Consider the following 24,826-nt stretch of genomic DNA (forward strand, 5'->3'; position numbering starts at 1 on the left):
CTAGCGACGCCGGAAGGGGAGTATCAGCGACCATAGGAGCTTCACGGGTGCAACGCGCCCGTAGGCCTTCAGCCCGGTCTCGATCGCATCGTCGCCGCGCGATGGATGGGCGACGTAGGTCGAGAACAACCGATCCCAGACCGAAAGATTGAAGCCGTAGTTTGAATCGGTCTCCCGCTTTTCCACGGAATGGTGGATGCGGTGCATGTCGGGCGTGACGATGACCTGGCGCAACAGCCTGTCGGCGCCTTTCGGCAGCCGCAAATTGGCGTGATTGAACATCGCCCCGGCATTGAGCACGATTTCGAACAGGAGAACGGCAAGTGCGGGCGCGCCGAGCAGGGTGATAACCGCGCTCTTCCAGATCATCGACAGCAGAATTTCGAGGGGATGAAAGCGAAGGGCCGTGGTGACGTCGACACCGGGATCGGCATGGTGGACGCGGTGGATGCGCCACAGGACAGGTATCTTGTGAAACACGACGTGTTCAAACCAGATGGCGAAGTCCAGTGCGATGAAGGCGATCAGGCCCGCAAGCGGCGGGGTCACGCCAAGAGCCGGGAGCACGCCGTAGCCGCGCCCCTGAGCCCAGATAGCAACGCCGGTAGCGGCAGCGGGAAAGGCGACGCGAAGCAGGAGGGAGGATAGGACGAGAATAGACAGGTTGGTGACCCAGCGGCGTGCCTTCAGTGCCCGCACCAGCTCCGGCCTCTCCAGCCGCGGATGAATAAGCTCGAGCACTGCCAGCGCGGCGAAGGCGGCGGCAAAGGCGGCGAGCCGCCAGACCGGTTCGGCGAGACCGAAATAGAGCATGCATCGATCCCCGTTGCATCGACCCCGGCCCGTTCCGTGCCGGAAACGGGCAAGGACCTTTTCAGAAGCCTACTTGCGGAAGCGCGCGATGGCTCCGCGCTCGATTGCTGCGCAGGCGAGCTTGTCGAGGCCCAAACGGTCCCGCAGCAGCTGCAACAACCGGATTTCCTCGTTGCGGATACGCTGATCGGCGGCAGCGATCTCGACCGCAAGGGCATAGGCCGTCTCATAGAGCCGCTGCGGCAACGCCTCCCGAACCATTTCGAGCGCCACGTCCAGGCCCTCGGGGGCCGCAAGCTGGGCGGCGCATTCGCGGCCGATATGGATCAGGTGATCTTCGTCGAAACCCTCGAAGGCCGGGAGGAACCGCACGAGCACGCCGATGCGTGCAATCTCGTCGTCGGTCATGTTCCGGTCGACGGCGGACATCATGACCATGACGTGGACAAGGGCTTCGTGCTGGCTGAGACTTGCGGACATCCTGCTTCTTGATCCTTTCATCATCCACATTGGGGCCGCGATACACGACGGGTGCATAGCGGGTTGGGCGGACCTGCAGTGGTGGGTGACAGTTAAGGACTTGCTCCAAGCCTTACAAGTCCGGCGCGGCGTCTTCCGGGGCGATGCTCGCAGCCGGATCGTCGAGCGCGAGAGGCGCTCGGGCAAGATCGCGCGGGTCGTCCCCGAAGAAACCGAGCCTGGCGCCCCGGGCGGCCTCAGCCTTCGCCTCGAGCGCCGTGCCCGGCAGCGGCGTCGCCCAGCCGTTGCCGACGAGCCATTCGGCCACGTCCTGGCCGCCGACGCTGCACCGCGCGTTCAAGGTCTCCGAGGAGCCATCCGCCGCTTCGCAGACGAGTGCGCGGCCCCGCAAAAAGTTGCGGAACGCCGTACGCGCGACCATGCCGCAAGGCCAGCTCCTGCCATTCGCTTCGCAGACCTTCTCGGGCGTTTCGGGTTCGATATCCTTGAGCTGCAGAGTCGTCTCGCCGGACCGGACAAGCCCGGCGGCAAGCGCAACCGGGCGCGGGAAGACGGCGGAAGCGGGCTTTTCCTTTTCCTCAGGCTTTGAAAGCGGCGGTCTCGGTGCGATCCGTTCCAGCGGTTTGGCAATTCCGTCTTCCGGCTGGGCGAAGAGACCCGGCTCGACCGGCCTGGCCGCCACGCGCGAGCCCTTGCCTGGGGCGGCATCCGGTTCGGGGGGAGGGGGAGCGGCTTCGGTCTCGGCGGGAGGCTCCACCGAAATCGGCTCGTCGACCGCTGCTTCCGGCGTTTCGAGCACGAACTCAGGCGTTGCGACGCTGTCGCGGTTGCGGATGATCGCGGCCCCGGCCATCAGAATGCCGGCATAAAGGGCGAGGGCGGCAAGCCCGCCGGCGATGGTGAAGAGCCTCGGCCGCATCGAAGAATCCTATTGGCTGGCCCAGATGATCCGGGCAATCCATTCTACGTCGTTCATCTCGAAATTGCGGTTGGGATGGTCGGGGTTGAGCGAGACGAGTTCGATGCCGCGGGGCGTCTGCCGGGCCAACACCTTCGCCATCACCTCGCCCCCGCGCGTCTTGACCACGACGCGGTCGTTGCGGCGCACCTGCGCGCTCGGGTCGACGATCAGGACATCGCCGTCGCGGTAAAGCGGCAGCATGCTGTCGCCCTGAACCTCCAGAGCGTAGGCACCGCCCTGCCGCCGCTCGGGCGTGGGGAATTCTATTGTGTCCCAGCCCTGGCCGACCGGAAAGCCGCCGTCGTCGAAAAAACCGCCGGCGCCGGCCTGCGCGAAACCGATCAGCGGAATGCCCGGCGCTGCCGATGCTTCCTCCCTTTCGCGGCCGACGGCATTGGGCTCCATCAGCGCCAGGAACTGATCGACGCTCGCCCCCGTAGCATGCAATATCTTCGCGATCGACTCGGTGGAGGGCCATCGGTCGCGCCCGTCGGTGGACTGGCGCTTCGACTTGTTGAACGAGGTGGGGTCCAGGCCGGCCCGCCGTGCAAGGCCCGACGGCGAAAGCCGGTGGCGCTCTGCCAAGGCGTCGATCGCGCGCCAGATGCTGTCATGTGAGAGCATGTCGACCCATCTTCGGAAGGAGAGACGATGCGGGCGGCACAGCAAGCCGTTCCGCGGTCTGCGAATACATTAGCCAAGCGCCCCGCGACCGTAAAGCACAGCGAGGAAAATAGTCCTTCCTATCCGATCAAAGGACGGCATACAGCAGATGCAGCGGACTTCGGGGGTGAACTCTTCAGCAGCTGTGCTAAATAAAACAGCTTCACTCCGGGCCAAGAGGCGTGCTTGCTTGCAAACCTGAGATCGGAACGGCATCTCGTTGCCGCTTTTCTCGCTGCTCTTGCCGGCGTCGCGGTCGAGCATCATCTGCTCGAGGCCGGTCGGGCCGCATCGCTCATCGGTGCGGCCCTTATGGTGGCGGCGATCGTGCTTGCTTCCATGCGGGTCGCTCATCATGCCGAGGTGCTTGCTGCGAAGGTGGGTGATCCCTACGGCACGATGATCCTGACGCTTTCGGCGGTGCTGGTCGAGGTCGTCATCCTCGCCATCATGATGACCGGCGAGACCTCGCCGACGCTGGTGCGCGATACGATCTATTCGGCAGTGATGCTCGATATCAACGGGATCCTCGGACTTGCGGCGCTGCTCGGCGGCCTCAAACACGGCGAGCAGCCCTATAACGACGATTCCGCGCGCACTTACAGCGTCATGATTCTCACGGCCATGGGCATTTCCATGCTCGTCCCCGAATTCGTGCCGCAGTCGAAATGGCATTACTATTCCGCCTTCACCATCGGCGCGATGATCGTGCTCTATACGTTGTTCCTGCGCATGCAGGTTGGCGTCCACAGCTACTTCTTCAGTTACAGCTATCCGCGCGCCAAAGCGGGAACCGCGGCAAGCCGGCTGGAGGACGAGCCGGTGCTTCCTTCCGTCGTCGTGCTCATCCTGGGCGTGGTGGTGATCGGCTTTCTCGCCGAAATCATGTCCGGGCTGCTGTCGGCCGGGATCAAGGGCACGGCGGCGCCGCCGGTCCTGGCCGCGATCGTCGTCGCGGCGATCTCCGCTTCGCCCGAAGTCCTGACGGCAATGCGCGCCGCGCTCGCCAACCGCATGCAGGCAGTGGTGAACATCGCGCTCGGCGCTTCGCTTTCGACCGTGATCCTGACCGTACCCGTCATGGAGGCGATTGCCCTTTATACGGGCCAGCCCTTCATCATGGCCATGTCGCCGGTGCAGACGGTAATGGTTGCGGTAACGCTTATCGCCGCCGCTATCAATCTCAATGACGGTCAGACCAATGCCATCGAAGGCATGACGCATTTCGTGCTGTTCGCCACCTTCATCATGCTGTCAGCCCTCGGGCTTTAGAGCACTTCCAGGAAAAGTGTGTAACGGTTTTCCGTCCGGAAGTGCGTTGGATCAAGAGCACTTCCAGGAAAAGTGTGTAACGGTTTTCCGTCCGGAAGTGCGTTGGATCAAGAGCACTTCCAGGAAAAGTGCGTAACGGTTTTCCGTCCGGAAGTGCGTTGGGTCAAAGGTTAGTGCTCAGGCCGGCTGCTCTTCCACCACCTTGCGCGCCACAACGCGGTCATAGGCGGCTTGAAGCGTTTGCCGCACGGAGGGTCCCTCCGGTTTGGCATCGCCGAGGTGTTCGGCGCGCAATTCCCGCATGAAACGCTCCCAGAGCTCGGGGCCGCCCTCCTCCATCAATTGGGCGCGGATGCTGAGTTCCTCGCTGACCGGCAGGTAGCGCCGGCCCCAGGCGCCGAGATGGGCCATGATCGGCACAAGCGCGATCGCCATTTCCGTCAGGCTGTAGATCGCCTTCTGCTTGTGGCTCGGATCGTCCGCTTTCGTCAGCATGCCGATCTCGACAAGCGTTTTCAGCCGGTCGGCGAGGATGTTGGTGGAAATCCCCTCCTGCGAGCGCAGGAGCTCGCGGAAGTGGCGTTTGCCGCCGAAAATCATATCGCGAATGATCAGGAGGCTCCATTTGTCGCCGAATACTTCGAGCGAGAGATTGATCGGGCAACCCGAGCGATGGTCATCGGTCATTTTGGTCTCTGCAAAACGGGAGCGGAGCATCCGCTCTAAAACTGCTTGCATTATTGCACCAGTGAAGTTAGCCTGCAACCGCTTTCATTTCGCAACCAGTTTCCCAGCGAGGAGGAAAAGATCATGACCAAAGCTTCTGTCGCCCATGCGGATTTCACCATCGAACGCGTTTTCAATTCACCCCCGGAACAGGTCTTCGAGGCCTTCGCCGATCCTGCTGCGCACGACCGCTGGTTCGTCAAGGCCGACAACTGGCCGGTCGCCGAATATAGCCACGACTTCCGCATCGGCGGCCGGGAAAGCGGCCGGTTCAGCCAGGACGGGAAGGTTTTTTATTTCAATGAAACGATCTATCTCGACATCGTCGAGAACCGGCGGATCGTCTCGGCCTATACCATGGCGAAGAACGAGCAGCGGCTTTCCGCGTCGATCGCCACCGTCGACCTCATACCGGAAGGCACCGGCACACGCGTCGTCTTCACGGAGCAGGGGGCATTCCTGGATGGGCTCGACAAGGTGGAATATCGCCGCGAAGGCTGGGAGCAGCTGATCGGATTTCTGGCGGCCGAGCTCGGTGAGAAGGCTGAAGTGGCCTGAAGCCTGAACACGTTTCTCTCCGGTCATTCGCGGTTACCGAGAATGACCGGAGAGACAATACTTGCGCGGTGCGGCTGACCTGGCGGCTTATGCCGCCTTCTGCCCCGCGGCATAAGGATCGAAGCGCCCGTAGAAGGTCTCGCCCTTTTCGGCCATCTCCTTCAGAAGCGGCGTCGGCCGGAAGTGGTCGCCATGGTCTGCGGCGAGCTTTTCGCAGAGCTCGACGAAGGCTCTCGCGCCCATGCCGTCGATGTAGGAGATCGTGCCGCCGGTGTAGGGTGCAAAGCCGAAGCCGAGGATCGAGCCGACATCGGCTTCGCGCGGATCTGTGACGATGCCTTCCTCGATCGTGCGCGCGGCTTCGAGTGCGATCGTCACCAGCAGGCGCTGCTTGAGCACGCCGACCTCGATCTCGCCGGCATCCTTCTGCGGATAGAGCTCCTTCAGACCCGGCCAGAGATATTTCCTGGCCGGCTTTGCCGGATACTCGTAGAAGCCCTTGCCGTTCTTTCGGCCGCGCCGGTCGAGCTCGTCCACCATCTTGTCGATCAGCGCCATGTGTCGGGGATCGACGGCCTTCTCGCCGAGATCGGCGACGGCCGCCTTCAGGATCTTCTGGCTGAGGTCTATCGCCACCTCGTCGTTGAGCGACAGCGGTCCGACCGGCATGCCGGCCATCTTGGCGGCGTTCTCGATCATCGCCGGCGGTACGCCCTCGATCAGCATGTCATAGGCTTCGTGGATGTAGCGGAAGACGCAGCGATTGACATAGAAGCCGCGCGTGTCGTTGACGACGATCGGCGTCTTCCTGATCGCCGCGACATAGTCGAGCGCGGCCGCGAGCGCGCGGTCTCCGGTCTCCTTGCCGAGGATCACCTCCGTCAGCATCATTTTCTCGACCGGCGAGAAGAAATGGATGCCGATGAACCGGTCCGGCCGTTTGGAATTCCTGGCGAGGCCGGTGATCGGCAGCGTCGAGGTGTTGGAGGCGAAGATCGCGTCCTCGGCGATCACCGCTTCGACCTTCTCGATCACGTCCTTCTTGACCTGCCGGTCCTCGAAGACCGCCTCGATGACGAGGCCGGCATCCTTGAGATCGCCGTAGTCCGCCGAAGGTGTGATGCGCGAAAGCAGCGCTTCGCCTTCCTCTTTGGTCAAGCGTCCCTTGCCGATCGCGTCCTTGACCAAGCCTTCCGAATGCGTCCTGCCCTTTTCGGCAGCTTCCATGTCGCGGTCGATGAGGGTGACGGGGATGCCGCCTGCCGCGGTTACATAGGCGATCGAGGCGCCCATGAAACCGGCGCCGACGACGCCGATTTTCTTGAGCTCGGTCTTCGGTACGCCGGCCGGCCGGCGCGCGCCCTTGCCGAGTTCCTGCATCGAGACGAACAGCGACCGAATCATCGAAAAAGCTTCGGTCGTCTGCAGGATTTCGGTGAAATAGCGCTGCTCGATCTTCAAGGCCGTATCGAAGGGAACCTGCAGCCCCTCGTAGACGCATTTCAGGATCGCGATCGCGCCGGGGTAATTGCCATAGGTCTCGCGGCGCAGGATGCCGGAGGCGGCCGGCCAGAGCTGCGCGGAGGCGGGCGTCCAGATGCCGCCGCCCGGGAGCTTGAAGCCCTTCTCGTCCCAGGGCTGCACCGGCTTCAGGCCGTTCTTGATCATCGCCTTGGCGGCCTCGATCAGTTTGTCCGGGTCGACCACCTCGTGAACGAGCCCCATGGCCTTTGCTCGCACCGGCGTCAGCGAGGAGCCGGTCGTCATCATCTGCAACGCGTCCTGCGTATTGGTCAGCCGTGGAACGCGCTGGGTGCCGCCGGCACCCGGGAAAATGCCGACCTTGACCTCGGGAAGCGCGATCTTCACCGATTTCGCATTGGAGGCGATACGGCCGTGGCAGGCGAGCGACATCTCGAAGGCGCCGCCCATGCAGGTGCCGTTGATGGCCGAGACCCAGGGCTTGCCCGAGGTTTCGAGCTTGCGGAAGAGACCCGTCATCCGGCCGACGAGGTCGAAGAGTCTCCGGGCCGCGTTGTCCGGGTCCTTCTTCTTCTCCTCCGCCTGGAAAGTGAACATCGACTTGATCATCGAAAGGTCGGCGCCGCCGGAGAAGGAGGATTTGCCGGAGGTGACGACGACGCCCTTGACGGCAGGATCCGCCGTCGTCTGATCGATGATGGCGTCGAGTTCCTTCATCACCTCTTCGGTGAAGACGTTCATCGACTTGTCGGGCATGTCCCAGGTGACCAGCGCAATGCCGTCGGCGTCGGTTTCGATCTTGAAGTTCGTGTAAGACATATTCTCTCTCCCGGGATCGGATCAGACGCGTTCGATGATCGTGGCGGTGCCCATGCCGGCGCCGATGCAGAGCGTCACCAGCGCCGTGTTGAGGTCGCGGCGCTCCAGCTCGTCGAGCACGGTGCCGAGGATCATCGCCCCGGTCGCGCCGAGCGGATGGCCCATGGCGATCGCGCCGCCATTGACGTTGATCTTGTCGTGCGGGATGTCGAAAGCCTGGCAGTAGCGCAGCACGACGGCCGCGAAGGCCTCATTGAGCTCGAAAAGATCGATGTCGGAGAGCTTCATGTCCGCCCGCTTGAGGAGCTTCTCGGTGACGTCGACCGGCCCGGTCAGCATCAGGGCCGGGTCGGAGCCGATATTGGCGAAGGCGCGGATGCGGGCGCGGGGTTTGAGCCCCATGGCTTCGCCGCCGGCCTTGGAGCCGATGAGCACGGCCGCGGCGCCATCGACGATGCCGGAGGAATTGCCGGCGTGGTGGACGTAGTTGATGCGCTCGATCTCCGGATGCGCCTGGATGCCGACGGCCTCGAAGCCGCCCATCTCGCCGGGCATCTGGAAGGAGGGGTTCAGCGAGGCCAGTGCCTGCATGTCGGTGCCGGGGCGCATATGCTCGTCGCGGTCGAGGATGACCAGGCCGTTCTGGTCCTTGACCGGGACGACCGAGTTCTTGAAATAGCCCTTCTCCCATGCATTGGCGGCGCGCTTCTGGCTTTCCACCGCATAGGCGTCGACGTCGTCGCGCGAGAAACCGTATTTCGTGGCGATCAGGTCGGCGGAAACGCCCTGCGGCATGAAGTAGGCGGGCAGGTTGACCGAGGGGTCCATGAACCAGGCGCCGCCCGACATGCCGAGGCCGACGCGGGACATCGACTCCACGCCGCCGGCGATCACGATATCGTCCGCTCCTTGGGCGATCTTCGCGGCGCCGAAATTGACCGCGTCGAGGCCGGAGGCGCAGAAGCGGGAGATCTGCATGCCGGGCGCACGCGTCGAATAACCCGCCTCGAAGGCTGCGGCTTTCGGGATGACCGCACCCGCATCCATGACGGGGTCGACGCAACCCATAATGACGTCGTCGACCGTCGAAGTGTCGAGCCCGTTGCGATCGCGCACGGCCTCAAGCACCTTGGCGGCGAGCCGGACGGAGGGCACCTCGTGCAGCGCGCCGTCCTTCTTGCCACGGCCGCGCGGTGTGCGCACGTGGTCGTAAACGAAGACTTTCGTCATCTCTTGATCTCCCTTTCGGCGGCGTTTCCTCGGGCCGCCCATTATCAATCGAGCGGGATTCGGGCGGAACACCGCTTCTCGCTTTCGATCCGGCTCCAGTCTGAAATCAGAACGCGGCCGCGTCCAGCGCCATCATCGTGTCGGCGCCCGTTTCGATGCGGATCTTGCGCAGCGCCGTTTCAGGCAGAATGCGCTCCATGAAGAACCTCGCCGTGATCAGCTTATTCTTGAGATAGTCCGCGCGCTGCGTTTCGCCAGCGGCAAGCTTCTCCTCCGCCGTTTTGGCCATCCGCGCCCACATATAGCCGAGGACGACGAGGCCGAAGAGATGCATATAGTCGGTGGAGCCGGCTCCGGCATTGTCGGGTTTGGCCATGGCGTTCTGCATGAACCACATGGTCGCGGCCTGCAGGTCGTTCAGCCCTTTCTTAAGGGCCTTGGTGTAGCCGGAGAGCTTTTCGTCGCCGCGGTTCTCCTCGCAGAAGTCGCCGATCTCCTTGAACAGAGCCATGACGGCGCGGCCGCCGTTCATCGCGAGCTTGCGGCCGACCAGGTCGAGCGCCTGGATGCCGTTGGCACCCTCGTAGATCATGGCGATGCGGGCATCGCGCACATACTGGCTCATGCCGTGCTCTTCGATATAGCCGTGGCCGCCGAATACCTGCTGCGCCATCACCGCGTGATCGAAGCCCTTGTCCGTCAGCACGCCCTTGAGGATCGGCGTCATCAGGCTGAGGATGTCGTCCGCCGCCTGGCGCTCCTCTTCGCTGTCCGAACGATGGGCGATGTCCGACTTCAGCGCCGTCCAGAGCGTGAAGGCGCGGCCGCCTTCGTTGAAGGCCTTGATCGTCATCAGCGTGCGGCGGATGTCCGGATGGACGATGATCGGATCGGCCTTCTTGTCCGGCGCCTTGGGGCCGGACAGGGAGCGGCCCTGGATGCGCTCGCGCGCGTAGCTCGCAGCATTCTGATAAGCGACTTCGGCAATCGAAAGCCCCTGCATGCCGACGGCAAGCCTGGCCTCGTTCATCATCACGAACATGGCGCTGAGGCCCTTGTTCTCCGTGCCGATCAGATAGCCGGTCGCCCCGTCATAATTCATGACGCAGGTCGCGTTGCCGTGGATGCCCATCTTGTGTTCGATCGCGCCGCAGGAAACGCCGTTGCGTTCGCTCGGCTCGCCGCTGGCGTCGAGCTTGAATTTCGGCACGATAAAGAGCGAGATGCCCTTTACACCGTCGGGCGCACCCTCGATGCGCGCCAGCACCAGGTGGACGACATTTTCCGCCATGTCGTGCTCGCCGGCGGAGATGAAGATCTTCTGGCCGGAGATCCTGTAGGAGCCGTCGCGGTTCGGCACGGCCTTGGTGCGCAGCAGGCCGAGGTCGGTGCCGCAATGGGGCTCCGTCAGGTTCATCGTGCCGGTCCAGGTGCCGTCGACCATTTTGGGCAGATAGGTCCGCTTCTGGTCTTCGGAACCGTGCACCAGGATCGCCGCGATCGCCCCCTGCGTCAGGCCCGGATACATCATAAGCGACATGTTGGCCGCGGACATGAATTCGCCGACGGCGGTGTGGAGCGTGTAGGGCAGGCCCTGGCCGCCGAATTCCTCCGGGGCGGCAAGACCAAGCCAGCCGCCTTCGCGATAAAGGTCATAGGCTTCCTTGAAGCCCTTGGGCACGGTGACGGAGCCGTCCTCGTGCCGCTTGCAGCCCTCCCGGTCGCCGGAAAGATTGATCGGGAAGAGGACCTCTTCCGCGAGCTTTGCGGCCTCGCCGAGGACCGCGGCCGTCATGTCCGGCGTCGCATCCGCAAAGCCCGGGAGATTGTGGTAGCGCTCGATGCCGAGCACGTCGTTGAGGATGAACAGGGTATCGTCGACCGGAGCCTTGTAGATGGGCATGCTTTTCCTCGCCTTGATGTCCTTTCGGGCCGCGCCGCACGGCAGACCCGCTTCCCACTGTGTCGAGCGCGCACCGGTGGCGGTGTGCGACTTGGACGGATGCTATCGAATTTTGACGTTTGCGTAAACGTCAAAAGTTCCCGCAAGGCGAAAGTTTCGCTCCTGCGGTGCGCCGCTCCACATGCCATATGACGGGGGGCGGCGGCGTAGCGGGCGACAATAATCGTTAAAAATCGGATCGGTTAACGGCTTATTTACCACGTTTAATGAATTGTGCGCTTTGAGATGGTCAAAGCTGCAACCGGTCCCGTCTTTGCATTGTTGCGGTTTTGCCCACATCGGCGGTGCCGCCGAAATCGGAGCGAAAGCCGGGGAAGCCCGGGCTCCTTCGGTGGCTTCGATGACGGTCGAATTTATAGGGCCAAAGCGACACAGGGGCGAAGAGGCAATGAACGGATCGCGATCCACTTCTCAGCGCATGGGCAGCCCGTCCTATGGCGACCGGCCGTCGCTCGATGCCCTGAACCGCACCATCGAAGGGCTCGAAGCGCGCATCGAGGGGCTCATGAGCAGCGTCAGCCGCGAGACGCGGCAGCCCGAGCGGCCGCGTCCGGCCCCAAGCGAAGCGGTCTCCGAAATCATCGACCGCCAGCGGGCGCTCAATGCGGCGCGCGAGCGGTCGCCGCTGCGCGAACGCGCTGCGCCGAGCGACCCCGATCGCCTCGCTCCCACCCGCCTCGCGGCAGAGCCACGCTACCAGCCCTCTCAGGCAGCAGCCGCGCCATCGGGACGCTCTTCGGCTGCAGCGGATATCGCCGAGGCGCTGGTCGGTCTGCGGCATGAGCTGAAGCGCGATCTCGATGACGGCCTGTCGCGCGAGATGCATGCGCTGCGTTCGGAAATCCGCGGCATCAAGGCCGAAGCCGCCCAGGACCGCCAATTCGCCGAGGACGTGCGACACGATATCGAGCGGCTTTCGGCCGGCATCAAGGAACTTGGCCGGCAGGCTTCGCCCGCCGAGGCCGATGCGCTCAGGATCGAATTCGATGACCTGAGGTCCATGCTCGAAGGCCTCGCGCGCGAAGACAGCATGCGCCGCATGGAAAACCGATGGACCGGCGTCGAGGATCGGCTGAACGCCTTCGACCAGAACCGCGACGATGAGCTGGTGGCGCTCGCCTACCGGCTCGACGAGATCAAGGCGCAGATCAATTCCCTGGACAGGGGCACCGGGATCGAGGTGCTGGAAAGCAAGCTCGTCGCGGTCGCCCAGGCGATCGAGATGCTCGGGCGCCAGATCCAGCCGGACGAGAGGCGCCTGGCGCCGCAATTCGCCGACCTCGGCAAGCGGCTCGATGAGATCGGCCGGGCGATCGCCGCAGGCAGCGGTAATGTGGCCGGCACCGACGGTTCGTTCGTCGATCGTCTGGAGAACAGGCTCGGCGATCTGTCCCGGCAGATCGGCACCCTCTCCAATCCCGCCGATTCCGGCCTCGGCGCGCGGATCGAGGCGCTGGCAGCTCGCGTAGAGGACCTTGCCGGCGAGAAGGCGGCGGCCAGATTGGAAGAGCGCCTGGACCAGCTTTCCGCGGTGCTGGAGCACAATCGGCAAGGTGCGGAGCCGGATCTTACGGATCGTCTTGCCGACATTTCCCGGAAGATCGAAGCCCTCTCGGGCGACAGCGTCACCGATGCCCTGGCCGAACGGCTCGACGATCTCGCCCGCCGTATCGATGGGCTCGCGCGAAATGTCGAGCCTACGGCGGACCCGCGGTTCGATCGCCTCGAGGATCGCTTGGCAGGTATCGCCCAGCGCCTGGAGGAGACGCATGCCGCGCCGTTCGACGACCGGCAGGCGCTGCGCAATCTCGAAGCTCAGATCGGAAATCTCTCGACTCTGATCAGCCAGTCCCACGGTGAGACGGCAGGCGTGCCTGCGGAATTCGAGAGCCGCATGAACACGCTGGAAGACTATCTCGCCACCAGCGACGAATACATCATCGAAGCTGCTCGGCAGGCTGCGGAAGCCGTGATGGAGGCATATTCCAGAAACACCGCACCGCAGATGGCGGCGAGTACCGACATGGCGGCGATCTCGGCGCTCGCCGAGGATCTGCGTACATTGGAGGAGCTCAGCCGTTCGAGCGACGAACGGACGGCACGCACCTTCGAGGCGCTGCATGAAACGCTCGTCCATATCGCCGAGAAACTGGAGCGGCTTGAAGAGCGGGAGCCCCTGGCTTCTCATGGTCCGATGCCCAAGGCTGCGCCCGTCGAAGCCGCGGGCACTTCGACGATGGCGGAAAGCGACAAGGACGTGGAACGCGCGCCACAGGCGTTCGCGGCCGCAAGCGAAACCTCCATCCACGCACCGGTGCCGGCTGCAGCTGAGGCGAATGATGCCGCCGAAGTCGCAATGGTCGAAGACGGCGAGATCAAGGTGGAGGCCCGTGTGGCGAAGACGAGCCTGCTTGCCGGTCTGACTCGGCGCTTCGCGCCGAGGCAGAACGAGGGAATGCCGATCCAGGCGCGGCAGATGGTCGAGCCCACCCCCTCGATCGACCCCTCCGAAATGCTCGCTCCCGAGGACGCCAATCAGCTCCTCGAGCCGGGCTCCGGCGTGCCGGACGTCAAGAAGATACTCGAACGTGTCCGTGCCGGTCAGATGGCCCGTGGCGCGCAGGAGGCGAACGACGGCGAAAAGGCGGACTTCATCGCCGCCGCGCGGCGCGCGGCGCAGCTGGCCGTCGAGGAATCCGATACGCTCAATCGCGTCAAGGAAAGTAAGGCACCATCCGCCGTCGGCGGCGCGCTCGCCCGCCACCGCCGTCCGATCCTGATCGCAGTCGGTGCCGTGCTGCTCGCGATCATGTCCTATCCGCTCGTCAGCACGGTGCTGAAAGGCAAGGAGGCCCCGAGCGCTCCGCCGGTTGCAGCGATCGAGCGCAAGGCAGAGGTTGCGGAGCCGAAGGCCGCCGTCGAGCGCCTCGCCCAAACGGCAGCTACCGCGAAGGCTGGAGAAGAGCCGAGGGCTCCCGCTGGCATGGAGAAGACGGATGCGCCGCCGATAGCGGCAAAGCAGCCGCCAAAGCAGCCAACCGCTGCCGAAGCCGGCAAGGTTGACAAGGCCGTTGATGGCGCTGGCGACGGCCAGGCGGCCTTGATGCGGCCGGCGGAGGCACGAACGCCTGGACCCGCCTCGACCTTGCAGCCGCCTTCAGGAAGTTTAGCCGCTGAGCCGGCCAGGATGAGCGAGATCGTTCTGCCGGAGGGCTTCGGACCGCCCGCGCTCGTAACCGCGGCTAAGGGCGGCGACCCTCTCGCCTTCTATGAAATAGGCGCCCGCTTCACGGAAGGGCGGGGGGTCGAGGAAGATCGGGCGGAAGCCGTCAAGTGGTATCAGCGCGCCGCCGACGCCGGCGTGGTACCGGCCGCGTACCGGCTCGCCAACCTTTATGAGAAGGGCGCGGGCGTTCAGCGCGACGCAGCAAAGGCCAAGGCGCTCTATCTCAAGGCGGCTGCAGCCGGCAACGCCAGTGCGATCCACAATCTCGCCGTCATGCTCGCCGGCGGCCGGGACGGCGGGCCGGATCTCGCCGAAGCGGCCAAATGGTTCGAGAAAGCCGCCGGTCTCGGCGTTCGCGACAGTCAGTTCAACCTCGCCGTCCTCTATGCGCGGGGCGACGGTGTGGCCCGCAATCTGGAAGAATCCTATAAATGGTTCGCTATCGCGGCCCGTGACGGCGACAAGGACGCGGCAGAAAAGCGCGACGAGATCGCCAAGGCGCTGAAGCCCGAGGAGCTTTCCAGTGCCAAGGCAAAAGTCGACGCCTGGAAGGCTCAGCCTCTCGACGCCGAAGCAAACACGGTGGAGGTCCCGGATGCCTGGGTCGGTCCGCCGACCAAGACGGCCACCGTCGATATGACCAGAGCCGTTCGCAACATCCAGGCGATCCTCAACAATAACGGCTTCGATGCCGGCAAGCCGGACGGCCAGGTAGGCCAGAAGACGATTGCCGCCATCAAGGCCTTTCAGAATTCGGTCGGCCAGGAGCCGACGGGTGAGATCACCGATGGGCTGGTCCGGGAGCTTCTGAAGCGGAACAGCTGAACCGTTTCGGCCGTACCGCGCATGACGTGGTGCCACAAGGTCGCAGGCGTGCCTGCGGGGCCGCGCATGTGCCTGAAAAGGTTGACAGCTCTGGTCCGGGAGCGCATGAGAGAAAGTGTCGCCCGTTTCTCCCTCGGGGGCGCGAACGGTCCACCCATATACCCCCCGTCCGTGGTTAATCATGTACCACTTCGAAGGACAGCGCCGTGCGCCTCTTCGAGCGCGTGAGGCTTGAGAATAGTGAAACATTGCACAATTCCTCAATTGTTTGCGGTTAGGAATTGTGGAGGAGCAATTTCCGCCCGCAATGCGGGCCGCTGGCATATCGAGGTTCGGCCGTGACGGTCTATCTGCCCATTGCTGAGTTGTCGGTGAACATCTTCGTCATTCTCGGCATGGGCGCGGCCGTCGGTTTTCTGTCCGGCATGTTCGGCGTCGGCGGCGGATTTCTGATCACGCCGCTTCTGATCTTCTACAATATTCCGCCAGTCGTGGCGGTGGCGACCGGCGCCAACCAGGTGGTCGCCTCGTCGATATCAGGGGCGATCGCCCATTTCCGCCGCGGCACCATCGATATCAAGCTCGGCACGGTGCTCTTGTGCGGCGGCCTTGTGGGCGCGACCGTCGGCGTCTGGCTGTTCTCGCTGCTCAGGAGCGTCGGCCAGCTCGATCTGGTGATCTCGCTGCTTTATGTGGTGCTTCTCGGCTCGGTCGGCGCGCTGATGCTGTGGGAGAGCATCGGCGCAATGCGCAAGGCAGCGAAGAACCAGCCGGCGCAGCTCAGACGGCCCGGGCAGCACAATTGGATCCACGGCCTGCCGCTGAAGATGCGCTTCAAGAAGTCGAAGATCTATCTGAGTGTCATCCCTGTGGCGACGCTCGGCTTTTCCATCGGCGTGCTGACCTCGGTGATGGGCGTCGGCGGCGGCTTCATCATGGTGCCGGCCATGATCTATCTGTTGCGCATTCCGACCAGCGTCGTCGTGGGCACATCGCTCTTCCAGATCGTCTTCGTCTCCGCCTATACGGTGATCGTCCAGGCCTCGACCAACTACACCGTCGACATCGTGCTGGCCTTCGTGCTGATGATCGCGGGCGTCATCGGGGCGCAATATGGCGTGCGCGTCGGCCAGCGGCTGCGCGGCGAGCAGCTCAGGGCACTGCTGGCGCTGCTCGTTCTCGCCGTCGGCATCCGCCTGGCCGTCGAGCTCGTCATCCCGCCGAAGGACATTTACTCGGTCGTATCCGCGGGGGCCGGTTTCTGATGCGCTCGCTTCTCCTTCACCCGATCGTCGCCCTGGTCCTCGCCGTCGCCACCCCGGCCGCAGCGCAGGTTCTGGAGCGCCAGGTCACCAACTTCACCGAGAAGCTCGAGATCGGCATTTCGACGGAAGAGATTGCCATCACGTCCGATTTCCGGGGCGCCGACCTGACGATCTTCGGCGCCATCGATGGTTTCGACGCCAGCCTCCTGGCGCAGGGCAAGTACAATATCATCGTCGTGCTGGAAGGGCCGAAGGACAACGCCACGGTGCGAAAGAAGGAGCGGGTATTCGGTATCTGGGTCAATACCCAGTCGATGACCTTCGAGCTCGTGCCGGAGGCCTACTCGCTTTCGAGTACCCGCGCCATCGAGACGATCGCGCCGCGGCGCGACATCGCCAATATGGGCATCGGCGTCGACCATATGCGGCTGGTGCCGCTCGGCTTCGTCGGCGACGGCAGCACGCTCGGCGAGTTCCGCAACGCCTTCCGGACGATTCGCGAGACGAGCGGCGTCTATCAGCGCGATCCGGGCGGGGTGCAGTTCATCAGTTCGAGCCTGTTCAAGGCTTCGGTGCGGCTGCCGACCAATGTCCCGAACGGCATCCATGTCGTACGCGCCTATCTCTTCCGCGACGGCGTCTTCGTCGCCGCCAAGGCTCTTCCGCTCAGGGTGGTGAAGACCGGCCTCGAACAGGCGATTACCCGCGCCGCGCACGACCAGCCGCTGATCTACGGCCTTCTGGCCGTAACCCTCGCCGTCGTCACCGGCTGGGGTGCCAGCCTGCTCTTTCGCAAGGAGTGAGGGAGCCGGCAAACCGAGTTGGCGTTCCATTTTGCGTTATGGCGGTTTAAGGAAGCACGGGCATCGGCGGCAAGCGATGCGAAACTTGAGGAAGCCCCATGAAACCGATTTTCGTGCAACTGCAATGCGCCCCCGGCAAGACCTATGAGGTGGCCGACGAGATCTATCGCAGGGAGATCGTCTCGGAGATGTATTCGACCAGCGGCGACTATGATCTGCTACTGAAGGTCTATGTCGAGGAAGGCCAGGATATCGGAAAGTTCATCAACGACAATATCGCCAGCGTTCCGGGCATATCCCGCTCGCTGACGACGCTGACGTTCAATGCGTTCTAGAGCCGTGAAACTACGCACTTCCGGACGGAAAACCGTTACACACTTTTCCTGGAAGTGCTCTAACCTCAGCCGAGAAGGTTGGCGAAGCGCACCGAATAGATTCGGTCGCGGCCAAGCATATGGGCGACGAGCTGCTGCCGCTCGAAAAGGCCGCTCATCTCACGGTGCCTGAGGTCGAGACCTCCCGTCGTGACCCCGAAAGCAGGCATGACGAGGCGCTTGCCGTCGGTCGCGAAGCAGGCGCGCCTCACCGATCTTTCCCGTCGCCTCACGGTCGCCGAAGGATGCAGGTGGCCGGCGATCTCGCCGATGCCGTCGCGTCTCGAAGGCTCGTGCCGGAAAACCAGGCCCGCGTGGCGGAGCTCGTCCATGGAGGCGCCGGGAAGCCCCTGTGCGCCGTCCGGATCATGATTGCCGTTGATCCAGATCCATTCGCGGCCGCAGGCCATGCCCGCGATCATCTGGCGGAAGGTTTCCGGCATTGCAGCCGATCCCTTCCGGTCGTGGAAATTATCGCCAAGACTGATGACGGTCGCGGGGTCGTGGCGGGCGATGACCGCCTCCAATATCCTGAGCGTCGCAAGCGTATCGTAGGGAGGCAGCATCATGCCGCGCCGCGCAAAGGCGGAGCCTTTTTCGAGATGCAGGTCGGATACGACGAGGGTGCGGCTTTCGGGAAAGTAGAGGCCGCCGAGCGGATCGCAGATCGCGGCGATTCCATTGATGGACGTGCGCGCGTGCAGGGATGGGCTGACGGCAGGTGATGTCGCGTAGATGAGCCGATGCATGGTCATTGCGGTGTTCTTGTGTGTGGGCGAAAAAGGCTCCTTTCCTCCGGCTTGCCCCTCACCCTAACCCTCTCCCCGCACGCGGGGAGAGGGGACGTGCCCCACGATACCGGTGAAAACGGTAGCGGCGGCACTTGCCGCGGGTCCCTTCTCCCCGCCTGCGGGGAGAAGGCGCCGGCAGGCGGATGAGGGGCGCCGCGGAGGGGTTGGGGGCCTGGGGAGGATTTTCGCTCTCTCATAATTCTCTCATCCATCCGTACCGTGGCCGCTCATCGCCTCGTTGATCAGGTCGTCGGCCGCTTCCGTGAGCAGGAAGTCCTGCGCTTCTCCATGCACCGATTCCCGTCCGATCTCCAGCATTACCGGGATGGCAAGCGGCGAGATCTGATCGAGCCTGCGATGGGTGATATGGCCCTTGATCCGCTTGAGCATGGAGCCGAGGCGGCCGATGTCCAAAAGTCCCGTGGCCGCATCGTTGCGCGTCGCCTCTAGGAGAATGTGATCCGGCTCGTGCGCGCGCAATACGTCATAAATGAGATCGGCGGAAACGGTGATCTGCCGCCCGGTCTTCTCCCTGCCGGGGTGGCGCTGCTCGATGAGCCCGGCAATGACCGCGCAATTGCGGAAGGTACGTTTCAGGAGGAAGGATTCGTTCAGCCACGCCTCCAGATCGTCGCCCAGCATATCCTCGTCGAAGAGCTGCCCGAGCGACGGCGCCCGCGCCCGGAACGCCGCGCCCATGTCGTCGAGCGCCCAGATGGCGAGCGAATAGTCGGTCGCCACGAAGCCGAGCGGCTTCAGGCCGGCACGGTCGAGACGGCGGGTAAGGAGCATGCCGAGCGTCTGGTGGGCAAGCCTGCCTTCGAAGGCGTAGATGACCATGTAGTGCCGGCTGCCTCGCGGGAAGGTCTCGATCAGGAGTTCGTCGTCGCGCGGAAGCATCGACACGTCGCCCTGCAGCGCCAGCCAGTCCCTGACCTGGTCGGGCAGACCTGCGCGGCGGGCCGGATCGGCGAGCATCTTTCGCACCTGTGCTGCGAGATAGGTGGAGAGCGGAAACTTGCCGCCGGCATAGCTCGGCACCTTGGGATCGAAAGAAAAGGCCTGCGAGGCCAGGCACTCGTTCTCGCGGATGCCTTCGAAGCGCAGCACCTTGCCGGAAAAGACGAAGGTGTCGCCCGGGGAAAGCATTTCGAGGAACAATTCCTCGACTTTGCCGAGCGACATGCCGCCGCGGCCAAGCGAACCGCGCTGATTGCGCTTGACCATGCGGATGTTCAACATCGGCGACTCGACGATCGTCCCGACATTGAGGCGGTATTGCTGAGCAACCATCGGGTTGGAGACCCGCCAGAGCCCGTCCTTCGTCTTGCGGATGCGGGCATAGCGCTCATAGGTGCGAAGCGCGTAGCCGCCGGTCGCGACAAGATCGACGGCGCGCTCGAAGGTTTCCCAGGGAAGCCGGGCATACGGCGCAGCGCTGATCACCTCTTCATAGAGTTCAAGCGCATCGAAAGGCTGCGCGCAGGCCATGCCGAGGATGTGCTGCGCCAGCACGTCGAGAGCACCCCTGCCGATCGACGGCGTGTCCTGAGCGCCGACGTAATTGGCGTCGAGCGCCGCCTGGCACTCCATAACTTCGAAACGGTTGGCCGGAACCAGAATTGCGCGGCTCGGTTCGTCCATGCGGTGGTTGGCGCGGCCGATGCGCTGCGCAAGCCGGCTTGCTCCCTTCGGCGCCCCCACATGGACGACAAGATCGACGTCGCCCCAGTCGATGCCGAGATCGAGGGTCGACGTGGCGACGACGGCGCGCAGGCGGTTTTCGGCCATTGCCGCCTCGACCCTGCGGCGCTGGGCGACATCGAGAGAGCCGTGGTGCAGAGCGATCGGCAGATTGTCGTCGTTGATTTTCCAGAGTTCCTGGAACAGCATCTCGGCCTGGCTGCGGGTATTGACGAAGAGCAGCGTCGTCCGGTGTTTCTTGATGGCAGCGTAGACATCCGGGATTGCATAGCGCGCCGAATGCCCGGCCCAAGGCACCTGGTTCTCGGTCCGCAGGATGGAGATCTCGGGCTTTGCGCCCCCGGAAACGGTGATCAGTCCCGCATGGTTCTCCTTGGCGAGAGATTGAGCGACCAGCCAGCGCTGCAGATCCATCGGATCGGCGACCGTAGCCGAAAGACCCGTCGTCTGGAGACGGGGCGCCAGGCGGCGCAGCCGCGCGAGGCCGAGCGAGAGGAGATGGCCGCGCTTCGACATCACCAGCGAATGCAACTCGTCCAGCACCACATAGCGCAGGTCCTTGAAGAAGCGCTCCGCCTCGCCATTGGCCAGAAGCAGCGCGAGCTGCTCCGGCGTTGTGAGCAGTATGTCGGGCGGGTTGAGCTTCTGCCTCTGCCGCTTGCCCTGCGGCGTGTCGCCGGTGCGGTTTTCGATGCTCACCGGCAGCCCCATCTCGCCGACCGGTTTCATGAGGTTGCGCTCGATATCGACGGCAAGCGCCTTGAGCGGCGAGATGTAGAGCGTGTGAATGCCGGTGAAGGCCGCGCCGGGCGGGATCCTGCCGCGCCTGGTGATGTCGACGAGGGAGGGCAGAAAGCCGGCAAGCGTTTTGCCGGCTCCGGTCGGCGCGATCAGAAGCGTGCTCTCGCCCGCCTCGGCCCGTGAGAGAAGTTCGAGCTGATGGGCGCGCGGACGCCAACCCTTTTCGGCGAACCACCGGAGAAAGGGTGAAGGCAACGTCAGGGCGTCGCCTTCCGGCGACGGAGAATCGATCCTGTCCACGCAGAACAAAGGTAGATCAAACGCGGCAAAAGAGAAGCCGGCATCTTCGTGCTGCTGCAAGGATTGACTCGGAGCGAGAATCATGGATAAATTTTATCTATGATAGGAGATGCAGATGAAACTCGGCGACGGCGTCGAACAGGCCATTCACAGCGTCACGATGCTGAGCTGTCTTCAGCCCGGCAGTACCCTGTCGGCCGCAGCGCTCGCCGAGTTCCACGGCGTCTCGACCAGTTACCTGCTGAAGCATCTGCAGGCGATGTCGGGGGCCGGACTGCTCGAAGCCTTGCCGGGGCCGAAGGGCGGCTACCGGCTTGCGCGCGCGCCCGAGAAGATCACCCTGCTCGATATCGTCCTCGCGGTGGAGGGGGCGGAGCCCGCCTTTCGCTGCAACGAAATCCGCCTTCGCGGCCCCAATCCCTATTCCTGCAAGCCGGCCGCGCCGTGCACGATCAATGTCGCGATGCTCAGGGCCGAGCAGGCCTATCGCGCCGAACTCCGGCGCGTGACCATCGCCGGTATCATGGCCGACCTGAAAGCTATCGACCGCGACGGGGCGATCGCGGCGCGAACGAACGGCTTTCTCGCCCTTCATGAACGGAAATCGGGCAGCGCCGCCTGATGTGAACCACCATCCAATCAGCCAAACAGGAGAAGATCATGCAGTCACGTCTGAATTTTGCGAAAGCCGCTCCGGACGCCTACAAGGCGGTCGCCGCGCTCGACAGCTATGTCAAAGGCTCCGGAATCGAGCCCCGCCTTATCCACCTGATCAAGCTACGCGCATCGCAGATCAATGGCTGCGCCTATTGCGTGGACATGCACACCAAGGAGGCGCGCCACAGCGGCCTCAGCCAGCAATGGATCAACCTCGTCTGTGTCTGGCGCGAATCGCCACATTTCGACGAGCGCGAACGGGCGGTCCTCGGCTGGACCGAGGCGCTGACCAATGTGGCCGAGACACGCGCGCCCGACGACGCCTATGAGGCGCTCAAGGCACATTTCAACGAGGAGGAAATGACCAAGATCACCGTCGCGATCGGCGCCATCAACGTGTGGAACCGGCTGTGCGTCGGCTTCCGCGCCTTGCCCCCGATCGACGAGCCGGCCGTGGCGGCTTAGAGTGGGATGGGGAAAGTGTGTGCGGGTTTCGGTCCGCACCACGCTCTCTGACCACTTGAGACTACGCAATCCCGGAAGCGATAGGGCTGTTACAGCGCGATGTAGCGGTCGGCGCGGTGGTTGATCGCCACGAAAAGGTTGAGGACGACCGCGCCGAGCACCGACCAGATGACGACCGTCGGCGTCGTCACGAAGAATGCTGCCGCCAGAACGATCATGTCGATCGCGAGTTGCACGAGACCGGCGCGAATGCCGAAGCGCTCCTGCAGGTAGATGCCCAATATGCCCACGCCGCCGAGGCTCGCGCGGTGGCGGTAGAGCGCCAGGAGACCGTATCCGAGGAGTAGGCCGCCGATGAGAGCGGCCCAGCCCGGGTGAATCTGCCCGATCTCGAAAAGACGCGATTGCATGTCGGTCAGGAACGAGGTGAGCGCGATGGCAATGAAGGTCTTGAGCGTGAAGGCCGGACCGAGCCGCTTCAGCGACAGGTAGAAGAACGGCAGATTGAGCAGGAAGAAGGTGAGACCGAAGTTCACGCCCGTGGCGTAATGCAAAAGAAAGGCGACCCCGGCGGTGCTGCCGGTCAGAAGTCCGGCGCTCGCCAGGAAGTAGAGACCGAGGGCGGCGACGAGGCTGCCGGAAAAGACGCCTTGAACGTCCTCCACGGGCGTGTGCCGTGTGGGACTTGTATTCCAGAGACCGAAAACGCTGCTTGCCTGTGCCATGGCTGACCCTCAGATCGCGACGACATCACCATTGCTGCAGCGCACAAAAAAATTCAAGCAAAATATGTAAGCAATGCTGACCTATTTTCGCCGCACGCGTCGGGGAGCTGCATCAAGACGGCTTGCGCGCGAGGAATAATATCCCGGCGACGGGCTCGCCGGCATCCCTGCGGATGATCGTGCGCTCGGTCGCGATCATGGATAGACCGCTCTCTTTGCAGAGGGAGGCGATATAGGTTTCCGGATGCGCGTAGCGCAGCGACGGACGCAGCACGAAGCCGTCGGCCCCGCCTGCATCCTCGGCGGAAAACGCGAAGAGCCCGCCCGGTGCGAGCAGGCGGTCGGCGATGACGAAGACACCTTCGAGATTGCCGAGATACATCAGAACGTCCGCCGCGCTGACAAGGTCGGCACGCCGCTGTTCCAGCCCGCCGAACACGCCCGAATCCTCCGGAGCCAATGAAAGGTCCGCCTGGGCGAGGCGGTCATAGACACCCTTCGCTTCGGCCTTGGCGAGCATATTGGCGGAAAGATCGAAACCCTCGAGGAAATCGGCGCGATCGCGGATACGTTCGCCGAAGAGCCCGGTGCCGCAGCCGAGATCGGTGACGTGGCGAAAACGCCCGACGCCGTTCACCCGGTCGATCAGGGCCGCAAGTTTCTCCGGGACGCTGTAGCCGAGCTTTTCGACGAGCGCGTGGTCGAAGCGCTCGGCATAGTCGTCGAAAAGGCGCTCGACGTAAACACTCGGCGGCTGTTCGGGCGTCTCGGTAGCGCCGAGCAAAGCGAGCTTGAGGCTGGCGCCGAATATGTCTTCCGGATTGAGCCGAAGCGTATTGCGCAGCGCGTCGACGGCTGCCTCTATTCGGCCCGATTTCTCTTCATAGTCCGCCAGCCGGAACCAACCGGCCGCCCATTCCGGGGCAAGCTCCAGCGCCTGGGCCATGAGTTCCGCCGCACCTGGCGCATCGCCCGCTTCCGCAAGCATCTTCGCGTAGTCGGCGCGGCGGTCGGCGATCAGGTCGCCGGAGGAGAGCTGGTTGAAGGTCATGGAGATGCGGCTTGGTTGCGATGGACGCTTCTGACGCCGCAAAAGGTAAAATACAAGCGGATTCTGAAAGCGGCACCTCGGGCCGTCATGCCTTGCACGCTTGGGAATGGCGGCTTATGTGAAGGGAAACAGGAGAAGTTCTCGCTGATGTCGGACGGAATAAATAAATTCTTGGGGGACTCGCCGCTACGCGTGCTCGTCAAGCTGCTGGTAGTGTCGATCCTGGTCGGCTTCGTGATGACGGTCTTCGACTGGTATCCGGCAGATATCTATTACGGTATCCGAAACTTCCTCCTCGATCTCTGGCGGACCGGATTCGCGGCTCTCGGACGGGTGGGCGACTACCTGCTTCTCGGCGCGGTCGTCGTCATTCCGCTCTTCATCATTCTGCGTCTCTTCAGCTATCGACGGTAAGCATGCACGACCAGATCTTTGTCGCCCGCAGACGGCTGCTTCTGCGTGCCGGTGCCGTGGTCTCCCTCGGTCTTATCACCGGCTGCACCACCTCGAATCTCCTTTCTCCGGACAGTGGTACGGGCAGCGATCAGACCGAAGCGACGCTCGGTTACGTCAACACGCTGCGCAAGGGCAGGGGTCTTCCTGCGCTTTCCGGCGACCCGGTCGCTTCCGTTGCGGCCATGCATCAGGCGGCACGCATGGCGAGCGCGGGCAAGATGCGGCACAATATCGGCTGGCGGGACAGTTTCTACGATCGGATGAAGGGGCAGGGCGTCACGCTGCCGGCCGCCGAAAACATCGCCGTCGGTCAGAAGGACGCCGGGCGCGCCTACGATGCCTGGTTCAATTCTCCGAAGCATCTTGAAAACATGCTCGGCAATTACCGGGGGCTCGGCGTCGCCGTGGCGCAGAATTCCGCTTCCGGAAACCGCCCCTATTGGGCCATGGTGCTCTGCAGCTGAGCTGATTCCCGG

Annotated in this window: 22 protein-coding genes; 10 read left to right on the top strand and 12 right to left on the bottom strand. The window is 63.6% G+C overall.

The window, feature by feature from the left end:
- The 4 genes from AC5J09_RS14740 to AC5J09_RS14755 form a co-directional block, all read right to left on the bottom strand.
- Entirely contained in the window at positions 1 to 813 is an 813-nt protein-coding gene (locus AC5J09_RS14740) for a sterol desaturase family protein (protein WP_494297896.1), read from the bottom strand.
- Positions 814 to 882: 69 nt separating this feature from the next.
- Positions 883 to 1,293: a tellurite resistance TerB family protein gene (locus tag AC5J09_RS14745; protein WP_494297897.1), complete on the bottom strand. Its 411-nt coding sequence runs from the start codon at positions 1,291 to 1,293 to the stop codon at positions 883 to 885.
- A 112-nt stretch (positions 1,294 to 1,405) separates the two neighbouring features.
- Entirely contained in the window at positions 1,406 to 2,212 is an 807-nt protein-coding gene (locus AC5J09_RS14750; protein ID WP_275596829.1) for a thermonuclease family protein, read from the bottom strand.
- A gap of 9 nt (positions 2,213 to 2,221) precedes the next feature.
- Positions 2,222 to 2,878 carry a S24 family peptidase gene (locus tag AC5J09_RS14755; RefSeq protein ID WP_100669669.1) on the bottom strand — a complete coding sequence of 219 codons (657 nt, stop codon included), beginning with the start codon at positions 2,876 to 2,878 and terminating at the stop codon, positions 2,222 to 2,224.
- A gap of 225 nt (positions 2,879 to 3,103) precedes the next feature.
- Here AC5J09_RS14755 and AC5J09_RS14760 point away from each other — a divergent pair, with 225 nt between their 5' ends.
- On the top strand, positions 3,104 to 4,189 hold the full coding sequence (locus tag AC5J09_RS14760; protein WP_494297898.1) for a calcium:cation antiporter: 1,086 nt from the start codon (positions 3,104 to 3,106) through the stop codon (positions 4,187 to 4,189).
- A gap of 177 nt (positions 4,190 to 4,366) precedes the next feature.
- Here the strand turns inward: AC5J09_RS14760 and AC5J09_RS14765 are convergent, their stop codons facing one another.
- A complete protein-coding gene (locus AC5J09_RS14765) occupies positions 4,367 to 4,876 on the bottom strand; it encodes a winged helix-turn-helix transcriptional regulator (protein WP_494297899.1) in 510 nt (169 codons plus the stop codon).
- A gap of 123 nt (positions 4,877 to 4,999) precedes the next feature.
- On the opposite strand from AC5J09_RS14765, the gene AC5J09_RS14770 reads away from it, so the two are divergent.
- Entirely contained in the window at positions 5,000 to 5,473 is a 474-nt protein-coding gene (locus tag AC5J09_RS14770; RefSeq protein ID WP_494297900.1) for an SRPBCC family protein, read from the top strand.
- 87 nt (positions 5,474 to 5,560) lie between these two features.
- Here AC5J09_RS14770 and AC5J09_RS14775 read toward each other — a convergent pair whose 3' ends face one another.
- The 3 genes from AC5J09_RS14775 to AC5J09_RS14785 all read right to left on the bottom strand — a co-directional run bounded on the left by AC5J09_RS14775 (position 5,561) and on the right by AC5J09_RS14785 (position 10,907).
- Complete coding sequence (locus tag AC5J09_RS14775) at positions 5,561 to 7,774, bottom strand: 3-hydroxyacyl-CoA dehydrogenase NAD-binding domain-containing protein (RefSeq protein ID WP_494297901.1); 2,214 nt, start codon at positions 7,772 to 7,774, stop codon at positions 5,561 to 5,563.
- Between the two features lie 21 nt (positions 7,775 to 7,795).
- Positions 7,796 to 9,004 carry an acetyl-CoA C-acetyltransferase gene (locus tag AC5J09_RS14780; RefSeq protein ID WP_003530141.1) on the bottom strand — a complete coding sequence of 403 codons (1,209 nt, stop codon included), beginning with the start codon at positions 9,002 to 9,004 and terminating at the stop codon, positions 7,796 to 7,798.
- Positions 9,005 to 9,110: 106 nt separating this feature from the next.
- Complete coding sequence (locus AC5J09_RS14785; RefSeq protein WP_494297902.1) at positions 9,111 to 10,907, bottom strand: acyl-CoA dehydrogenase C-terminal domain-containing protein; 1,797 nt, start codon at positions 10,905 to 10,907, stop codon at positions 9,111 to 9,113.
- A 448-nt stretch (positions 10,908 to 11,355) separates the two neighbouring features.
- On the opposite strand from AC5J09_RS14785, the gene AC5J09_RS14790 reads away from it, so the two are divergent.
- The 4 genes from AC5J09_RS14790 to AC5J09_RS14805 all read left to right on the top strand — a co-directional run bounded on the left by AC5J09_RS14790 (position 11,356) and on the right by AC5J09_RS14805 (position 17,421).
- On the top strand, positions 11,356 to 15,018 hold the full coding sequence (locus tag AC5J09_RS14790; RefSeq protein ID WP_494297903.1) for a peptidoglycan-binding protein: 3,663 nt from the start codon (positions 11,356 to 11,358) through the stop codon (positions 15,016 to 15,018).
- 338 nt (positions 15,019 to 15,356) lie between these two features.
- A complete protein-coding gene (locus AC5J09_RS14795) occupies positions 15,357 to 16,283 on the top strand; it encodes a sulfite exporter TauE/SafE family protein (RefSeq protein ID WP_018094125.1) in 927 nt (308 codons plus the stop codon).
- Positions 16,283 to 17,086, top strand: a complete 804-nt coding sequence (locus AC5J09_RS14800) for a TIGR02186 family protein (protein ID WP_100669663.1) — start codon at positions 16,283 to 16,285, stop codon at positions 17,084 to 17,086. The genes AC5J09_RS14795 and AC5J09_RS14800 overlap by 1 nt, the downstream gene beginning before the upstream one ends.
- 98 nt (positions 17,087 to 17,184) lie before the next feature.
- Complete coding sequence (locus AC5J09_RS14805) at positions 17,185 to 17,421, top strand: Lrp/AsnC ligand binding domain-containing protein (protein ID WP_018094127.1); 237 nt, start codon at positions 17,185 to 17,187, stop codon at positions 17,419 to 17,421.
- A gap of 65 nt (positions 17,422 to 17,486) precedes the next feature.
- Here the strand turns inward: AC5J09_RS14805 and pdeM are convergent, their stop codons facing one another.
- Positions 17,487 to 18,215 carry a ligase-associated DNA damage response endonuclease PdeM gene (pdeM, locus tag AC5J09_RS14810; protein WP_494297904.1) on the bottom strand — a complete coding sequence of 243 codons (729 nt, stop codon included), beginning with the start codon at positions 18,213 to 18,215 and terminating at the stop codon, positions 17,487 to 17,489.
- Positions 18,216 to 18,455: 240 nt separating this feature from the next.
- Positions 18,456 to 21,005, bottom strand: a complete 2,550-nt coding sequence (locus tag AC5J09_RS14815) for a ligase-associated DNA damage response DEXH box helicase (protein WP_494298910.1) — start codon at positions 21,003 to 21,005, stop codon at positions 18,456 to 18,458.
- A 106-nt stretch (positions 21,006 to 21,111) separates the two neighbouring features.
- Between AC5J09_RS14815 and AC5J09_RS14820 the strand changes: the two genes are divergently transcribed.
- Both AC5J09_RS14820 and AC5J09_RS14825 read left to right on the top strand, forming a co-directional pair.
- Positions 21,112 to 21,618, top strand: coding sequence for an Rrf2 family transcriptional regulator (locus AC5J09_RS14820; RefSeq protein ID WP_494297905.1), 507 nt, complete (start codon positions 21,112 to 21,114; stop codon positions 21,616 to 21,618).
- Between the two features lie 38 nt (positions 21,619 to 21,656).
- Positions 21,657 to 22,118 (top strand): carboxymuconolactone decarboxylase family protein, encoded by a 462-nt coding sequence (locus AC5J09_RS14825; protein ID WP_100669660.1) that lies wholly within the window; start codon positions 21,657 to 21,659, stop codon positions 22,116 to 22,118.
- Positions 22,119 to 22,207: 89 nt separating this feature from the next.
- Here AC5J09_RS14825 and AC5J09_RS14830 read toward each other — a convergent pair whose 3' ends face one another.
- Together AC5J09_RS14830 and AC5J09_RS14835 are read right to left on the bottom strand one after the other, a co-directional pair.
- Positions 22,208 to 22,843 (bottom strand): YitT family protein, encoded by a 636-nt coding sequence (locus AC5J09_RS14830; protein WP_324762855.1) that lies wholly within the window; start codon positions 22,841 to 22,843, stop codon positions 22,208 to 22,210.
- A 112-nt stretch (positions 22,844 to 22,955) separates the two neighbouring features.
- Positions 22,956 to 23,894, bottom strand: a complete 939-nt coding sequence (locus tag AC5J09_RS14835) for a class I SAM-dependent methyltransferase (protein ID WP_494297906.1) — start codon at positions 23,892 to 23,894, stop codon at positions 22,956 to 22,958.
- A 147-nt stretch (positions 23,895 to 24,041) separates the two neighbouring features.
- On the opposite strand from AC5J09_RS14835, the gene AC5J09_RS14840 reads away from it, so the two are divergent.
- Entirely contained in the window at positions 24,042 to 24,308 is a 267-nt protein-coding gene (locus AC5J09_RS14840) for a DUF6460 domain-containing protein (protein ID WP_003530117.1), read from the top strand.
- 2 nt (positions 24,309 to 24,310) lie between these two features.
- A complete protein-coding gene (locus AC5J09_RS14845) occupies positions 24,311 to 24,814 on the top strand; it encodes a CAP domain-containing protein (RefSeq protein ID WP_018094134.1) in 504 nt (167 codons plus the stop codon).
- Positions 24,815 to 24,826: the final 12 nt, after the last annotated feature.

Source organism: Sinorhizobium sp. (assembly GCF_059070375.1).

Excerpts from the sequence above, each read along its gene's own strand:
- AC5J09_RS14830 (WP_324762855.1), bottom strand. The coding sequence starts at position 22,843 with ATGGCACAGGCAAGCAGCGTTTTCGGTCTCTGGAATACAAGTCCCACA.
- AC5J09_RS14780 (WP_003530141.1), bottom strand. The coding sequence starts at position 9,004 with ATGACGAAAGTCTTCGTTTACGACCACGTGCGCACACCGCGCGGCCGT.
- AC5J09_RS14845 (WP_018094134.1), top strand. The coding sequence starts at position 24,311 with ATGCACGACCAGATCTTTGTCGCCCGCAGACGGCTGCTTCTGCGTGCC.
- AC5J09_RS14825 (WP_100669660.1), top strand. The coding sequence starts at position 21,657 with ATGCAGTCACGTCTGAATTTTGCGAAAGCCGCTCCGGACGCCTACAAG.
- AC5J09_RS14775 (WP_494297901.1), bottom strand. The coding sequence starts at position 7,774 with ATGTCTTACACGAACTTCAAGATCGAAACCGACGCCGACGGCATTGCG.
- AC5J09_RS14800 (WP_100669663.1), top strand. The coding sequence starts at position 16,283 with ATGCGCTCGCTTCTCCTTCACCCGATCGTCGCCCTGGTCCTCGCCGTC.
- pdeM (WP_494297904.1), bottom strand. The coding sequence starts at position 18,215 with ATGACCATGCATCGGCTCATCTACGCGACATCACCTGCCGTCAGCCCA.
- AC5J09_RS14840 (WP_003530117.1), top strand. The coding sequence starts at position 24,042 with ATGTCGGACGGAATAAATAAATTCTTGGGGGACTCGCCGCTACGCGTG.
- AC5J09_RS14740 (WP_494297896.1), bottom strand. The coding sequence starts at position 813 with ATGCTCTATTTCGGTCTCGCCGAACCGGTCTGGCGGCTCGCCGCCTTT.
- AC5J09_RS14770 (WP_494297900.1), top strand. The coding sequence starts at position 5,000 with ATGACCAAAGCTTCTGTCGCCCATGCGGATTTCACCATCGAACGCGTT.
- AC5J09_RS14750 (WP_275596829.1), bottom strand. The coding sequence starts at position 2,212 with ATGCGGCCGAGGCTCTTCACCATCGCCGGCGGGCTTGCCGCCCTCGCC.
- AC5J09_RS14785 (WP_494297902.1), bottom strand. The coding sequence starts at position 10,907 with ATGCCCATCTACAAGGCTCCGGTCGACGATACCCTGTTCATCCTCAAC.
- AC5J09_RS14820 (WP_494297905.1), top strand. The coding sequence starts at position 21,112 with ATGAAACTCGGCGACGGCGTCGAACAGGCCATTCACAGCGTCACGATG.
- AC5J09_RS14755 (WP_100669669.1), bottom strand. The coding sequence starts at position 2,878 with ATGCTCTCACATGACAGCATCTGGCGCGCGATCGACGCCTTGGCAGAG.
- AC5J09_RS14805 (WP_018094127.1), top strand. The coding sequence starts at position 17,185 with ATGAAACCGATTTTCGTGCAACTGCAATGCGCCCCCGGCAAGACCTAT.
- AC5J09_RS14835 (WP_494297906.1), bottom strand. The coding sequence starts at position 23,894 with ATGACCTTCAACCAGCTCTCCTCCGGCGACCTGATCGCCGACCGCCGC.
- AC5J09_RS14745 (WP_494297897.1), bottom strand. The coding sequence starts at position 1,293 with ATGTCCGCAAGTCTCAGCCAGCACGAAGCCCTTGTCCACGTCATGGTC.
- AC5J09_RS14790 (WP_494297903.1), top strand. The coding sequence starts at position 11,356 with ATGAACGGATCGCGATCCACTTCTCAGCGCATGGGCAGCCCGTCCTAT.
- AC5J09_RS14765 (WP_494297899.1), bottom strand. The coding sequence starts at position 4,876 with ATGACCGATGACCATCGCTCGGGTTGCCCGATCAATCTCTCGCTCGAA.